General features: G+C 49.9%; 14 protein-coding genes and 1 riboswitch. Of the genes, 2 read left to right on the top strand and 12 right to left on the bottom strand.

The window, feature by feature from the left end:
* Positions 1-61: 61 nt before the first annotated feature.
* The 10 genes from purF to DXB18_RS13085 form a co-directional block, all read right to left on the bottom strand.
* Positions 62-1,501 carry an amidophosphoribosyltransferase gene (purF, locus tag DXB18_RS13130; RefSeq protein ID WP_118708256.1) on the bottom strand — a complete coding sequence of 480 codons (1,440 nt, stop codon included), beginning with the start codon at positions 1,499-1,501 and terminating at the stop codon, positions 62-64.
* Positions 1,502-1,603: 102 nt separating this feature from the next.
* Complete coding sequence (locus DXB18_RS13125; protein ID WP_118541116.1) at positions 1,604-1,954, bottom strand: hypothetical protein; 351 nt, start codon at positions 1,952-1,954, stop codon at positions 1,604-1,606.
* Between the two features lie 86 nt (positions 1,955-2,040).
* Complete coding sequence (locus DXB18_RS13120) at positions 2,041-2,520, bottom strand: hypothetical protein (RefSeq protein ID WP_147355244.1); 480 nt, start codon at positions 2,518-2,520, stop codon at positions 2,041-2,043.
* A 185-nt stretch (positions 2,521-2,705) separates the two neighbouring features.
* On the bottom strand, positions 2,706-3,461 hold the full coding sequence (gene dapB / locus DXB18_RS13115) for a 4-hydroxy-tetrahydrodipicolinate reductase (RefSeq protein WP_118541120.1): 756 nt from the start codon (positions 3,459-3,461) through the stop codon (positions 2,706-2,708).
* A gap of 130 nt (positions 3,462-3,591) precedes the next feature.
* Positions 3,592-4,476, bottom strand: a complete 885-nt coding sequence (dapA, locus tag DXB18_RS13110; protein ID WP_118708252.1) for a 4-hydroxy-tetrahydrodipicolinate synthase — start codon at positions 4,474-4,476, stop codon at positions 3,592-3,594.
* A gap of 265 nt (positions 4,477-4,741) precedes the next feature.
* Positions 4,742-4,917, bottom strand: a riboswitch (Lysine riboswitch).
* 46 nt (positions 4,918-4,963) lie between these two features.
* Positions 4,964-5,461, bottom strand: a complete 498-nt coding sequence (locus DXB18_RS13105; RefSeq protein WP_118541124.1) for a cob(I)yrinic acid a,c-diamide adenosyltransferase — start codon at positions 5,459-5,461, stop codon at positions 4,964-4,966.
* A gap of 161 nt (positions 5,462-5,622) precedes the next feature.
* Positions 5,623-6,264, bottom strand: coding sequence for a single-stranded DNA-binding protein (locus DXB18_RS13100; RefSeq protein WP_118541126.1), 642 nt, complete (start codon positions 6,262-6,264; stop codon positions 5,623-5,625).
* A 169-nt stretch (positions 6,265-6,433) separates the two neighbouring features.
* Positions 6,434-7,777: an MATE family efflux transporter gene (locus DXB18_RS13095; RefSeq protein ID WP_118708250.1), complete on the bottom strand. Its 1,344-nt coding sequence runs from the start codon at positions 7,775-7,777 to the stop codon at positions 6,434-6,436.
* Positions 7,778-7,906: 129 nt separating this feature from the next.
* The gene (gene typA, locus DXB18_RS13090; protein WP_118541130.1) at positions 7,907-9,736 is read right to left on the bottom strand and encodes a translational GTPase TypA; all 1,830 of its coding nucleotides are present in this window, start codon (positions 9,734-9,736) and stop codon (positions 7,907-7,909) included.
* 153 nt (positions 9,737-9,889) lie between these two features.
* Positions 9,890-10,540 carry a YigZ family protein gene (locus DXB18_RS13085; RefSeq protein WP_118541132.1) on the bottom strand — a complete coding sequence of 217 codons (651 nt, stop codon included), beginning with the start codon at positions 10,538-10,540 and terminating at the stop codon, positions 9,890-9,892.
* A gap of 316 nt (positions 10,541-10,856) precedes the next feature.
* Between DXB18_RS13085 and DXB18_RS13080 the strand changes: the two genes are divergently transcribed.
* Entirely contained in the window at positions 10,857-13,538 is a 2,682-nt protein-coding gene (locus DXB18_RS13080; protein ID WP_118541134.1) for a transglycosylase domain-containing protein, read from the top strand.
* Positions 13,539-13,620: 82 nt separating this feature from the next.
* Here the strand turns inward: DXB18_RS13080 and spoVAE are convergent, their stop codons facing one another.
* The gene (gene spoVAE / locus DXB18_RS13075; RefSeq protein ID WP_118541239.1) at positions 13,621-13,977 is read right to left on the bottom strand and encodes a stage V sporulation protein AE; all 357 of its coding nucleotides are present in this window, start codon (positions 13,975-13,977) and stop codon (positions 13,621-13,623) included.
* A gap of 92 nt (positions 13,978-14,069) precedes the next feature.
* Positions 14,070-15,101: a stage V sporulation protein AD gene (locus tag DXB18_RS13070; RefSeq protein ID WP_118541136.1), complete on the bottom strand. Its 1,032-nt coding sequence runs from the start codon at positions 15,099-15,101 to the stop codon at positions 14,070-14,072.
* 146 nt (positions 15,102-15,247) lie between these two features.
* Between DXB18_RS13070 and DXB18_RS13065 the strand changes: the two genes are divergently transcribed.
* Positions 15,248-15,430, top strand: a complete 183-nt coding sequence (locus DXB18_RS13065) for a hypothetical protein (RefSeq protein WP_118541138.1) — start codon at positions 15,248-15,250, stop codon at positions 15,428-15,430.
* Positions 15,431-15,547 lie beyond the last annotated feature (117 nt).

Below are 15,547 nucleotides of genomic sequence, written 5' to 3'. Positions count from 1 at the left end.
CGCGGATGCATTTTTTCGACACTTGTTTCGTATATTCGCCGCAAATGCTTTCCTTTGGCGCTTACTTCGTATATTCGCCGCGGATATCCTCCTTCGGCGGTTCCAGCGGATAGTTTCCGCTAAAGCATGCCGTGCAGATCGGCAGGGCTTCTGCCAGTTCTGGCAGACGTTCCATCTTTAAGTAAGACAGCGAATCTGCCCCGATGATCTGACGAATCTCTTCTACCGTGCGTCCGCTTGCGATCAGCTGGTCTTCGGACGGGATATCCGTTCCAAAATAGCACGGATGCAAAAACGGCGGTGCACTGACCTTCACATGCACTTCCTTCGCACCTGCATCGCGCAGCATTTTCACAATGAGGTGGCTGGTCGTACCGCGGACGATGGAATCGTCGATCATGATGACACGTTTTCCTGCAACTGCCTCTTTTAATACATTCAGTTTTACTTTTACCGCAGAAACACGGCTGCTCTGTTTCGGCTTGATGAAGGTACGTCCCACATAGGAGTTCTTCACAAACGCCGTTCCGTATGGGATACCGGACTGCATCGAATAGCCAAGTGCTGCAGCATTACCGGATTCCGGCACACCGACCACGAGATCGGCATCGACCGGGGAATCGATCGCCAGACAGCGGCCTGCGTGAATGCGGGAATGATAAACGCTCACACCGTCAAACACACTATCCGGTCTTGCAAAGTAAATATATTCAAAGACACATCTTGCCTGTTTCTTCGGATCCGGCAGGCACATGCTCTTATCGGAGCGGATGCCGTCCTTGGTGATCGTTACGATCTCGCCCGGCTCCACGTCGCGGACAAACTCCGCGTCAATCGTTGCCAGGGCGCAGCTTTCGGATGCCAGGATATAGGCATTTTCCTTTTTGCCGATACAAAGAGGCTTAAAGCCAAACGGATCTCTCGCACCGATCATCTTGCGCGGGCTCATGATGACCAGGGAATACGCACCCTTGATCTTCTTCATGGCATTGACCACTGCTGCTTCAACGGTTGCCGTGCGCACACGCTCACGCGCGATATGGTACGCAATGACCTCAGAGTCAATGGTGGTCTGGAAGATTGCACCGCTGTATTCCAGCTCTCTGCGCAGCTCCGGCGCATTGACCAGGTTTCCGTTGTGGGCCAGTGCCAGGGTACCCTTCACATAATTGAGTACCAGAGGCTGCGCGTTCTCTCTTGTGCTGCTTCCCGCAGTCGAGTAACGCACATGTCCCACACCAATGTTTCCATGTAACCCCTCTAAAATGTCCGGTGTGAACACCTCATTGCAAAGCCCCATCCCCTTATACGCATTTACCTTCCCCTTCGGTCCTTCTGTGTCGCTGACCGCAATACCGCAGCTTTCCTGCCCCCGGTGCTGCAATGCGAACAGTCCGTAATAAATCTCGGATGCCACATCATTGCCGTCAAAATCGTACATTCCGAATACACCGCACTCCTCGTGCAGCTCATCTGGATTCAGCAAGCGTTTCTCTTCCATCGGCTTTCTTCCTCTCTTGATGTATTTATAAGTAATATAAATAAAAGAAGTTAATTTCAGAAAAAATTATAATACACAGGCATCTGAATTGCAATATGTTTTTTATTGCCGGATAGAATCCTTTCTGTGGTAAAACTGGACTTCTAAATTTTTTGTATCCAGCCGGATCCCGTAAATATCCTGTTCCGGCTCACTGCTCACAGCATTGCCCGGAGCAATTGCCTCTTTGGAAATAAGCTCCACTTCACAGAGTTCTTCCCTGCGTACCAGAGAAAGCTCAGGGCGCTTTTCCTGCCAGAATAATGCCGTTCCTGCTGCAATTTCCAGACAGATCGCAGCCGCCAGAATTCTGCGGATACACCTTAAGCGTCTGGAACGCTGATAATTCCATGCCAGCCGCCGGATACACTGTTTTCTCCAGGCGCGGCATGACCGATTCCATGTTCTGATCAAAAGTCCTCCTATGTACATGAAAAACGGATAACATCGCTTTTGAAAAGCGATGTTATCCTAAAAACAAGAAAAACCAAATAACGTTCTTACTGCACAACGCGCTCCACATCATCCACGAGTCCGTCCACCACGCCAGTGCTTTTCTGAACTCCGGTGCGGTTTTCTGCAGCAGAATTTCCAACATTTCCGTTTGTCTGGTTTAAGTTTCCGCCATTCTCACTTCCGGCAGCTCCACCTGCTCTATTTACACCATTCCCGGTGTTTTCCCCGGTTGTGTTAGTACCGTTTCCGTTGATTCCGCCATTTCCAGTAGTACCTCCGGTTCCACTCGTGCCATTTCCGGCTCCGCCGTTTTCACCGGCCATTCCGTTTTCCATGTTGTTTGTGCCGTTTTCCCCGGCAGCGGTGCCCCGGCCATTTCCATTCTGGCCATTTGGCGCTCCCTGGCTTGCAGTCGTGGCTTCATCCGCCATGTTGTTTCCATTCTGGTTGCTGCATCCCGCTAAAAGACAAACAGTCATGGCGAAGATCAGCACACATGCAGTCATTCTGATTTTTTTCATCATCGTATTCTCCTTTCTTTCCTAATGAATTCTGAAAAAGAGTGCGCATCCAGGCGGAGCGTTTTTGTTTCATAGACTGTACTTTTCCACGAAACAACCTATTTCAGGAATACATCCTGCTGTTAGTATGAGAAAGAAGAAACGATTTTATCAAAAATCAGAACTTCCATTTTTATCTTTTTATAAAATTAACCGATCACATCCTGCATGTCGTACAGTCCCGGCTCTTTACCTGCCAGAAACAGGGCTGCCTGCAGTGCACCTTTTCCGAAAATTGCCTTGGAATAAGCAGTGTGGCGGAAGGTAATGACCTCATCCGTTCCGGCAAAGATCACGTCGTGGTCACCTACAATCGTACCGCCGCGCACGGAAGAGATACCGATCTCTTTCTCGTCACGTCTTACGCGCTCCTGGCTGCGGTCATATTTGTAATGGTACTGGTTGTCCATCGCCTCGTTGATGGAATCTGCCAGAGCCAGTGCAGTGCCGCTCGGCGCATCCAGTTTTTTGTTGTGGTGCTTCTCGACGATCTCAATGTCAAAGCCTGCATTCGCCAGTACCTTTGCCGCATCCTGGACCAGCTTCATGAGGGTATTGATGCCAAGGGACATATTCGCAGAGCGCAGGATCGCAGTCTGTTTGCTGCTCTCTTTTACTTTTTCGATCTGCTCTGCAGAAAGTCCGGTCGTGCAGAGTACCAGAGGCATCTTGTGTGCCACGCAGTAATCCAGCAGATGGTCCACTGCCTTTGCAGAAGCAAAATCAACGATCACATCTGCCTCAACGTTACATTCCTCTAAAGATGCAAACACCGGATAATCACTTAAAACTACCGGATTGACATCGATTCCGGCTACGATCTCAATGCCATCCATCTCCTTTGCCAGACCGGTAATGGTGCGTCCCATCGCACCATTGCAGCCGTGCATGATCATTTTTACCATTTTATAAGTCCTCCTGTGCAGGTCCTGTTCTTTCGTTTGTGATTCTATTTGTACGTTTCCATACAGCTGCTTTCCATGACACAGGCAGCTGTCGTTTTGATTCTTTGCAAATGCTGCGTACATTCCTGGTTTACAGGATTCCATACTCCTGCATTGCCTTTTTCAAACGTTCCTGGTTCTGCGGCTCCATCTCGGTAAGCGGCAGTCTTAACGGGCCAGCTTCTTTGCCCATCAGGTTTAAGGCAGCCTTAACCGGAATCGGGTTTACTTCGCAGAACAGCACATTGATCACCGGAATGGCATCTAACTGCATCTGGCAGCTCTTCTGGATATCGCCCTTGAAGAAGTTCTCGCAGATCTCGTGGGTCTGTCTCGGAGCAACGTTGGACAGAACGGAGATAACGCCCTTGCCGCCCATAGCCAGAAGCGGAACAATCTGGTCGTCGTTGCCAGAATACAGATCTACGCAGCCGTTTGCCAGGTGCATGATCTCTGCGATCGCGGAGAAGTTGCCGCTTGCTTCTTTCACGCCAACAATGTTTTTCACATCGCGGCAAAGTTTTACGATGGTCTCCGGTTTCATGGTAAGACCGGTACGGGTCGGCACATGATATAAAAGACACGGAATGTTTACAGACTCTGCGATCGCGGTATAGTGTGCGATTAGACCATTCTGGGTTGCCTTATTGTAATAAGGAGTTACTAACAACAGTCCGTCTGCTCCGGCCTTCTCAGCCTCTTTAGAAAGGTGGATTGCCTCTCTGGTACAGTTGGAACCGGTTCCTGCGATAACCGGGATACGCTTGTTTACCACCTTGCAGGTGAAACGGATCACATCCAGATGCTCCTCGTGACTCATGGTTGCAGACTCACCGGTGGTGCCGCATACGATGATCGCATCGGTACCGCCTGCGATCTGCTCCTCCAAAAGCTCAGCAAGCTTATCATAATTTACCTCTCCAGATTCTGTAAACGGGGTTACCAATGCAACACCAGCGCCCTCAAAAATAGCCATGTTCTTTTCCTCCTCATATGTTTATGTATTGCAGGCGTCAATCAACGGATACGCCACCGCACTGTTCCGACATGCAATGTAAAAAAGAATGTGCCTTGGCACATTCTCGCGCCGAGGCGCGGTTGCTTTGGCAACCATCTACCTTTGCGCCGAGCGCGCATCCCTGCGGAGCACTTTTTTGTTTCATAGGACGCACTTTCCTATGAAATAAAAAAGGGACTGACAAATCCCGGTCAGCCCTCTTAAAGTCGCTTTTGTGCTTTTTGCTTTAAGTAGCTCTCCATCCGGTTGGATGACAGTTACAGGATTCTTCACCCTGTCCCCAGATAAATGACTTCCAGACCGTCCTCTATCTTCGGCGCCCGCCCTTTCAAAGAATCCTCTTCTGCTTCTGGTGCATCCGATTCTTTACTCATGCTTCGCGCAACCTCTACTTGCCTGTTTATATATAATACTAGCATTAACCATTTTAATTGTCAACTTAAACCTATCTGGAACAGTTGGAACAATCTACATATTCCACTTTATCTGCGATCCGGCGAATGCCTTCCGGCAGTACCTTTCCGGTCACAATGACCTGGACCTGGTCACGGCAGTTTAAAATGCCCTCCAGTTCCTCTTCCGTTACGATATTCTGGTCAACCAGCCCAAGGGCTTCATCGAGAACCAGAAGATCGCACTCCTCTGTGGTCAATACCTTCTTTGCATAATTTAATCCATTGCGAATATTGACCTGCTCATCTTTCTTTTCAGAATCGCTTAACTCTGCAAAGTAGCGGTCTGATTTTTCGAAGCGGAATATCTTCAGTTCCGGCTCCATTCGCTTTAATACGTCCAGATTTCCTGTTTTCTCACTGCCTTTTAAAAACTGGATCACGATCACGGTTTTCTGCTCTGTGAGCGCCTGGAGCGCTCTGCCAAGGGCCATCGCTGTCTTGCCTGAGCTGTCTTTGCCGCAGATGACCTCTAGTCTTCCTGTACTCATCGCTTTTGCACCTCTGTTTTTCTTAGCATCGTTTATACAAGCGTGCTAATCGTAACACATTCCCATGTAATTTGCAAGTTAATCTGTTAAGACTGCGGCTATCCTTATTGCGATTCACATACATAAATCCGCCAGCACAGCCGCGCCGATGCTTCGCATCCTTACGCTTCCTCTTCCAGATCCCCGCATTCCAGCTTGCTGATGGAAACCTCGTAAGCCACCCGCTTCTCGCACTCGGTCTCGCTGAGCTTTTTGGTGTACTCCCGGCTCTGCACACGGCCCCATACGCGCACTCTGGTTCCCACCTCGAATCCGGAAGCAAACCGCGCATTTCTGCCCCAGGCAATGCACGGGATATAGTCTGACTTGCCGTAAGGGCGGTTGACTGCCAAAAGGAGATCTGCAATCTCCCTTCCGAGCGGTGTTTTCCGGTAAACCGGTGCCTTACAGATGTAACCATCCAGAAAAATCTGGTTCGTCTTGGTATAATCCGTAAATTTCTCCATAAAATGGATTTCCCGTACAAACACCGACAGTACCAGACGGTTTTTTATCCCTTCATGGCGGTTATAGGAACGGAACTGGCCAATGGCCTCCACCGTGCAGCCAATATAATCTTCCTTAACATCCAAAAGACGCTCTGAAATCATAAGCGGAATGATATCGGCCTGCTCGCTCAAACGGCTCACCGCTACATTTACCAGATAAAATCCCTCTCCAAACACTTCATGGCTGAAGGTAAACCCGGAAATGATTTCTCCGATCACACTCACTTTATTGTTTTCGATCACTTTTTCTGACATAGTATTTTCTCTCCTCTTCCCATTTCTTTTAGCTCTCAGCTATTATCATATTTACGGGAAAATGAGAAAAAATATTCAGGTTTTCGCTCGACAAATGGCGGCAAAATGTTACATTTTCCATGCAAAAGGCAAAAAAGCAGCAGATTTTATAATGTTTTGCTGCCTCCAACTAACGTTCCCGAAAAGCAGCGAAAGCAAATCGTCCTACAAGACAGGCTGAAACCGCCGCCGAGATCCACTCACTGATCCAGAATCCGTGCCAGACTCCAACTGGCCCCATGATCCGGTTTAAGATCCAGGCAGCCGGCAGGATCACCACCAAATAACGGCACAGGGAAATGATGAGAGAAGACATGCCCATTCCCAATCCCTCAAACGCGCCGCTTGCGGTCACAGAAACCGAAGAAATTAAAAATCCCAGGCAGATCAGGCGTAATGCCTGTGTGCCCGCTGCCACGGTTTCCGGGTTTGTGGTGAACAGCTGCATAAGCTGTTTTGCAAACAGAAGACAGCCAAACGTTCCAACCGCCATAATGACTGCACACATCACCAGCGTCAGTTCAAACAGCCTGCGCACCCGCTTCATTTCCTTTGCCCCGTAATTGTATCCAATCAGCGGGCGCAGTCCCTGCACAATGCCGCTGGCCGGAAGATACAGGAACGTCTGAAGTTTATAGTAGATTCCGAGCACCAGGACATAACAGTCCGAAGATGCCGCAAGAATGCCGTTTAACGCGGAAATCAAAATCGATGGCAGAGCCAGGTTCAAAATTGCCGGAACACCGATTCCATATAATTTTTTCAGGATCGGTCTGTTTGGGAGCAGATCTTTTTTCGAAAACTTGACCGGAAATGGTTTTCCAACGTACATCACCAGATACACCGCCAGGGAAACAACCTGGCCGATTCCCGTTGCGATCGCTGCTCCTGTGATCCCCATTGCCGGAAAAATGCCGATTCCAAAGATCATCAAAGGATCCAGGATGATGTTGGCAATACAGCCGCAAAGCAGACTTGCCATGGCCGCCTTCATGCGCCCTACCGCCTGAAAAAGCTTTTCAAAAAACAGTCCTGCCATGATCACCGGCGCAAACGAAAATGCGATGGAAACGTAACGGATCGCCAACAGCTTTACCGCTTCATCACTCGTAAACATGCTTAAGAAATGCGGCATGATCAGCAGGGAAAGAACAGCCAGAACAACACCATGGGCCAGGCAGCAAAGCAGTCCCTGTCCCGCCGCATTTCCGGCTTTTTTCTTATCTCCCGCCCCAAGATACAGCGATACCAGTGCATTGATCCCCACTCCAAAACCAATGGCAGCCGCATTGATAAAATTCTGTACCGGATACACCAGGGAAAGCGCTGTCATGGCATTTTCACTGATCTTCGCCACAAAGAAACTGTCGATAATGTTATAAAGGGAATTGACCAGCATAGACACTACCATCGGCAAGGCCATCGACAACAGCAGTGGAAATACCGGTTTTTCTTTCATAAATGTATCTGTCATAGTTAACTCCTTTCAATAGCGCAAAAACGCCACACAGCCGCCCTCCCGTACGGGAAGGGGCTGTGTGGCGAAAAATAGCTTGGCTTTACTAGAAAAGTCCACACCAGGTTTTAGGGAATCTGGCAATATTTATTTTTTAAAGGATGCTCTCTTACGCATGGTCGGATCCAGGATTTTCTTGCGGATACGCAGGTTCTCCGGGGTTACCTCAAGAAGCTCGTCGGTATCGATGAACTCCAGGCACTGCTCCAGGCTCATGATCTTCTTCGGAACCAGCTTCAATGCCTCATCAGCACTGGAAGAACGGGTGTTAGTCAGCTTCTTGGTCTTGCAGACATTGACCTCGATATCCTCGGTCTTCGGGTTCTGTCCGATGACCATACCAGAGTAAACCTTCTCGCCCGGTCCCACAAAGAGGATACCGCGCTCCTGTGCATTGAACAGACCGTAGGTGATGGTCTCACCGCTCTCGTAAGCGATCAGGGAACCGGTCTTACGGTAGCTTAACTCACCCTTGAACGGACCGTAACCATCGAAAATGGTGTTGATGATACCGTTACCCTTGGTATCGGTCATGAACTCACCACGGTAGCCGATCAGACCTCTTGCCGGGATGGAAAACTCCAGACGGGTATATCCGCCGTTTGCCGGACTCATACCCTGCAGCTCACCCTTTCTGGAGGTCAGCTTCTGGATTACCGCACCGGTAAACTCCTCCGGAACGTCGATGTAAGCTAACTCCATCGGCTCTAACTTCTGGTTGCGCTCGTTGTATTTGTAAAGAACCTCAGCCTTGCTGACTGCAAACTCAAAGCCCTCGCGGCGCATATTCTCGATCAGGACAGACAGATGCAGCTCACCACGTCCGGAAACCTTAAAGCAGTCCGGGGACTCGGTCTCTTCTACACGCAGGCTAACATCGGTGTTCAGTTCGCGGAACAGACGCTCTCTTAAGTGACGGGAGGTAACAAACTTACCTTCCTGACCTGCAAGCGGGCTGTCATTTACCATGAAGTTCATGGCGATCGTCGGCTCGGAAATCTTCTGGAACGGAATGGATTCCGGATTCTCCGGGGAACAGATAGTATCACCAATGTGAAGGTCTGCGATACCGGATACTGCAACGATATCACCGATGGTTGCCTCCTGAACCTCTACACGCTTTAAGCCGTCGAACTGGTACAGCTTACCGATCTTCACGCGGCGCATCTTGTCCGGATCGTGATGGTTTACGATCACGCAGTCCTGGTTTACCTTGATGCTTCCGTTGTCGATTTTGCCGACACCGATACGGCCAACAAACTCGTTGTAGTCAATGGTGCTGATGAGCATCTGGGTATCTGCATCCGGGTCTCCCTCCGGAGCCGGGATGTAGTTTACGATGGTCTCAAACAGCGGGCTCATATCTACTTCCGGATCGTCCAGCTCTTTCTTTGCAAAACCTGCACGGGCAGATGCAAATACGAACGGGCAGTCTAACTGCTCGTCGGATGCGTCCAGATCCATAAACAGCTCTAATACCTCATCAATCACCTCGGTCGGTCTTGCTTCCGGACGGTCGATCTTGTTGATGCAGACGATAACAGACAGGTCCAGATCCAGTGCCTTCTGCAGCACGAATTTGGTCTGCGGCATCGGTCCCTCATATGCGTCTACAACCAGGATAACACCGTTTACCATCTTCAGTACACGCTCAACCTCGCCGCCGAAGTCTGCATGTCCTGGGGTGTCGATGATGTTGATCTTCTTATCTTTATAAAATACTGCTGTGTTCTTGGAAAGAATGGTGATTCCGCGCTCACGCTCAATATCGTTGGAGTCCATGACACGCTCTGCCACTTCCTGGTTTGCACGGAAAACGCCGCTCTGCTTTAACAGTTCATCTACCAGAGTGGTTTTACCATGGTCAACGTGGGCAATGATCGCGATGTTACGGATGTCTTCTCTCTTCATTTTCATAGTCGTAATAATCCTCTTTCTCTTTAAAAAAACTAAGGACTTGTTGCCAGGTCCTTAGTTTCACGTCATTCATCACAAGTTATTAATATAGCATTCTGGTGAACGGAATGCAAGCGTTTTTTCCTCAATTGCAGGGCTTTTTCTGTTTAAATTTTAAAACAGGACCAGTTCCCCGTCTGCAAAGCCATAATAGCATTCCTTTTCCCGGGTAATCACAGCTTTGCCGCCAGTCTTTTCGGTGATCTGGGCAACCAGGGAACCTTCTTTTTCAAGTGGCACCATGCAGACAACATCCACTGCATCGGTGTACTGGGTATCCAGAACCGGGATCTCCATCTGCGCATTGATGTACTGGATCTTGCCAATGCCATTGTAATCAGTATGGATCTTCCATTCCACCCCCGGACATTTCTCCACGATCACGCTGTTTTTGAGTCCCTCCTGCACCGCGCCGGAATATGCACGCACCAGTCCGCCGGTTCCAAGCAGGGTTCCGCCAAAATAACGGGTCACCACGACACAGATATTTTTCACTTCTGCACCCAAAAGCACATCCAGCATCGGACGTCCTGCCGTCTGGGCCGGTTCTCCATCATCGCTGCAGCGCTGCACCTGGCCACGCTCCCCGATCACATAAGCCGAGCAGTTATGCCGGGCATCCCAGTATTTCTTTTTCATCTCATCGATAAAAGCGACGGCCTCTTCCTCGCTCTCTACCGGTCTTGTGGTAGCAATGAAGCGGGATTTTTTCTCGGTTAATTCCCCTTCGCCGCCCTCATAAAGAATTTTATATCGTTCCATCATGGGTATACTACTTCCTATCATCCTGTTTCTTTTACGATTCGCTTCTCTCGTTCCCTATCATACCAGTAAAGAAGACTTCTGGCAAGAAGCAACATGACTGCCCATGTGTTTCGCAGGGTTACTATTCACGCGCTGAGCAAACAGTAACGGATTCTGCCGATGCTTCGCACGGTTGAATTATCAGAATCATTTTGGTATAATGATAGACGGATTTTTATGTTGTTCACGCATGATACAAACAACATTTTATCCCCGATCAGCAGCTGTCAGACCTCTTTACAGCTGCCAGTACACATCCTGAAAAGGAGGATTCCGAATGAATTATGGAAAAAACGCTACAGAAAAGCGTTTGCAGGCCGCGAACTCACGGAGCCGGAAATACCGTTCCCGCATTTTCCTTACCTTCGCCAAAACCTGCTGCGTGCTCTGTCTGTTTTGCGTTCTGGTCGTATCCAGCATTGGCATCGGTATTGTCATGGGCATCATCGACAATTCCCCGGAGCTGAATGTGAACAGTATCGTTCCCATCGGCTATGCCACTACGGTTTACGACAGTGCCGGAAATCTAACCGACACACTGGTAACTGCAGGCTCCAACCGGGAAGAAGCCACCTACGACGAACTTCCACAGGACCTGATCAACGCTTTTGTTGCCATTGAGGACTCCCGTTTCTGGACCCACAACGGCATCGACCTTCGCTCCATCTCCCGCGCCGCTGTCGGCGTACTGACTGGCGAAAACCGCGGCGGCGGAAGCACCATCACCCAGCAGCTGATCAAAAATAACATGTTCAACGGCGGCATGGAAACCAGCTTCGGTGCAAAACTCGAGCGAAAACTCCAGGAACAGTATCTGGCTCTCCAGCTGACTAAATCCATGGACCGCAAACTGATCCTGACCAACTATTTAAATACGATCAATCTGGGCAACAATGCACTGGGTGTCAAAGTTGCTGCCCGACGCTATTTTAATAAGGATGTTTCCGATTTAACCCTTTCCGAATGTGCCGTTATCGCCGGCATCACCCAGAACCCTTCCCGCTTAAATCCGATCAGCGGGCAGCAGGCCAACGCGGAAAAACGCAAAGTCATCCTGCAATATATGTTCGAACAGGGTTATATTACAAAAGCACAGCAGGAAGAAGCCCTGGCCGACGATGTCTATGCCCGGATCCAGATGGTAGATACTGTTTCCAAAGAAAATTCCACCCCGTACAGCTACTTCACGGATGAACTGACCCAGCAGGTAAAAGACACGCTGATGGAAAAACTCGGTTATACGGAAACACAGGCTCACAACCTGCTTTACAGCGGAGGTCTCCAGATCTACACCACCCAGGATCCAACCATTCAGGCCATTGTAGATGAAGAGGTCAATAACCCGGACAATTACTCCGCCGCACGCTACAGCGTAGAATACCGGCTTTCCGTAACCCACGCAGATGGAACTACCGAACATTTTTCAGAGAAAAACTTAAAGTCTTGGCATGCTTCCACCTTAAATCCTGGCTGGGATGGACTGTATAACAGTGAAGCCGATGCCGACGCTGACATCGAATCTTACAAAGCAGCAATCCTGCAGGAAGGTGACACCATCATTGGAGAGCGCTGCAGCAAAGTACTGGAACCGCAGGTTTCCTTCGTGATCATGGATCAGAAGACCGGACAGGTCAAAGCCATAAGTGGCGGACGCGGTACCAAAACAGCCAGTCTGACCTTAAACCGTGCAACCGATACCACAAGGCAGCCTGGTTCCACATTCAAGGTCATCACCGCTTTTGCCCCGGCACTGGACACCTGCGGTGCTACCCTGGGAAGCGTCTACTACGATGCTCCTTTCACCGTGGGAACCAAAACGTTTAAAAACTGGTACAAGCAGGGCTATCTTGGTTACTCCAGCATCCGCGACGGTATCATCTATTCCATGAACATCGTTGCCGTGCGCACTTTGATGGAAACTGTAAGTCCACAGCTCGGTGTAGAATATGCCAAGAACTTTGGCATTACAACCCTGACGGACACCGACATGAACGCAGCGACTGCCCTGGGCGGTATTACCAACGGTGTAACCAACCTGGAACTGACCTCCGCATTCGCTTCCATTGCAAACGGCGGACTTTATACCAAACCGGTTTTCTTTACCAAAATTCTGGATCACGATGGCAAACTGCTCATCGACAATGAGCCGGAAACCCACCGGGTATTGAAAGATTCTACCGCATTTTTACTGACCGATGCCATGAAAGATTCCATGCAGGCAAACCACATCTTCGCGAGTTCTGGTGTCAGTGTCAGCTCCACCAGTACCCGCGCGGCACTTCCGAACATGTCAGCAGCAGGTAAGAGTGGTACGACCAGCAACAACAACGATATCTGGTTCATCGGTTACACTCCTTACTATACCGCAGGTGTATGGGGCGGCTGCGATGAAAACCAGAAACTGACGGCAGTAAACGGCGGCACGTCCTTCCACAAAGATATCTGGCGCAAGATCATGACCCGTGTTCACGAAGGCTTGAGTGACCCGGGCTTCACCGTACCAGACAGCGTGGAAACTGCAGAGATCTGCCGCAAATCCGGCAAACTGGCGATTCCGGGCGTCTGCTCCCATGATCCGCGCGGCAATGCCGTATACACAGAATACTTCGCAAAGGGAACCGTACCGACCGAAATGTGCAACACCCACGTACTTACCACTGTCTGCAGCGAAACCGGTCTTCTTCCGGGACCGAACTGCCCGAAGACATCCATCGTGCGGATTGCACTTCCGGCTGACGAAGAAGGCGAAACCGATGATTCCAAATATGCAATGCCAACCAGGCAATGTCCCGGTCATACCAGCGTGACCATCGATCCATCCTATCTCGGACCGGACGATGATGTTACCCCGGGAACCGGAAGTTCCCGAGGCGCAGGAAACGCAGTTCCCGGTCTTGGGCCTGGCGGTGCCAGCACCCGCCCATCCTCGGCCGTATCCAATGGACCGGGGCGGGACTAAAACAACCATTTATTTCACTTTAATAGGGCCGTGTGAGTTGCCTTTCGGCAACTCACACGGCCCTTGTCATATACTTATATTGTTATTCTTTCATCCTCGGCTTAAAGATCAGTGCCCCCAGATACCCAAACACCAGAGCCGCCGCAATCCCGGCAGAGGCTGCCGTCAGACCTCCTTTGAAAATTCCAATGCATCCTTCTTCTCCGATTGCTTTTGCAACACCTTTCCACAAGGTATTTCCAAAACCAAGAAGCGGTACCCCCGCTCCGGCCCCTGCCCACTTCAAAAACGGTTCATAAAGTCCGAGCCAGCCAAGAATCGTTCCACTTACAACCAGCGTTACCATAACCCGTCCCGGCATCATTTTGGTCCTGTCTAAAAGAATCTGAACGAGCGCACAGATCACACCGCCCACAAGAAAGGCCCGGATCAGTTCCATTGCCACACCACCGGCTGCACTGTTCAAACTGTCGCCCGCCGCACTGGTCATACTGTGCATGATAAAAACGATACGATTATCCATTCGTTCATTCACACCTCCATTCGTTCCAGTACTACCGCATGGGCAATTCCCGGAATACTCTCTCCTTCATTGTAACTGACGGTAGACAACAGGGCTCCTGTCGGAACAAACAATACCCGTTTCCACTCGCCACGCTGCATTTTCGGCAGAATATGGGCACACAATGTCACCGCTGCGCAGCCACATCCGCTGCCGCCTGCATGCACATCCTGTTCTCCCCGGTCATAAATCTCCAGCCCGCAGTCCATATGCCTGCCCGCCATATCATGACCGCTGCTTTTCATAAAATCCAGCAGCACTTTCTGTCCCACTGCTCCCAGATCCCCGGTGATGATCCGGTCATAATAGGAAACATCCACACCAAAATCCTCCAGATTCTGACAGATCGTATTCCAGGCTGCCGGTGCCATTGCCGCACCCATGTTCATAGAATCCCTGGTTCCCATATCTACCAGTTTTCCTGTGGTGATGCCGGTTACTGCAATATGGGATGTCGGCAGATTTCCTGCTTTTTTTCCACACTCCAGCACCACTGCCCCACAGCCAGTCACCGTCCACGATGCACTCTGCGCCCGCTGGTTTCCGTATCCCAGGGGAAAACGGAACTGTTTTTCCGCAGTTGCAAAATGGCTGGATGCAATTGCAAGGACCCGGTCTGCATATCCTGCATTCACACACATTGCTCCAAGTCCCATGGCTTCTCCCATGGTCGAACAGGCGCCGTAAAGCCCAAATAAGGGGATTTCCAGATCCACCGTACCAAACGAAGTCGCGATCAGCTGCCCCAGAAGATCTCCTGCAAACAGATAACGTACCTCTCTCCGGTGAATATTTCCTTTCTCAAGCGCCAGATCTGCCGCCTGCTTCTGCATGGCACTCTCTGCCTGCTCCCAGTTTTCCATCCCAAACATCTCATCCTGCTCCGTCACATCGATCCCGGCAGCCAAAGGTCCCTGTCCCTCTTTTTTCCCTGCAACCGATGCCCAGGATGCAACAAAAGCAGGATGCTCAAAACGCAAGCTTGCTTTTCCCATCTGCATACGAAAGCTCCTTTCCTGATTCCACAAACCTCTGAACCTAGTATTTCACATTGGAATCATTTTTATCCAGGTTTTATAGCGCTTGTGATTCTCCTGCCAGCTTGCTATAATACATTCTGAACATCTATTTTCGGAGGAACACAACCATGGGAAAATCAGGGAAAGAACGACGGGCAATTATGCTGGATTATGTAAAGAAACACAATGTGGATTCCGAACAGTCTCCACTGAATTACGATCTGCACAAATACGCATCTTATGTAGAAAAGCACAAGCTGGACGCAGAAAAGGTATCGCCGGATGTGCTCGAGAAGTTCCGGCTAAAATAACAATATTGCGTAGTAAGTCTCTGTAGATACGGAAACACAAGCCAGCCGGTACAGGATAAGCATTTGGGTGAAAATCCTTTTGCTCGTAGGCTGCGCCGCCTATTGTTGGAACTGCGA

This window comes from Clostridium sp. OM02-18AC (assembly GCF_003481825.1).
In the GTDB taxonomy this organism is placed as follows: Bacteria; Bacillota; Clostridia; order Lachnospirales; family Lachnospiraceae; genus Brotaphodocola.
The sequence above is the reverse complement of the archived record's forward strand: the minus strand, read 5'-3'. Positions and strand labels throughout refer to the sequence as shown.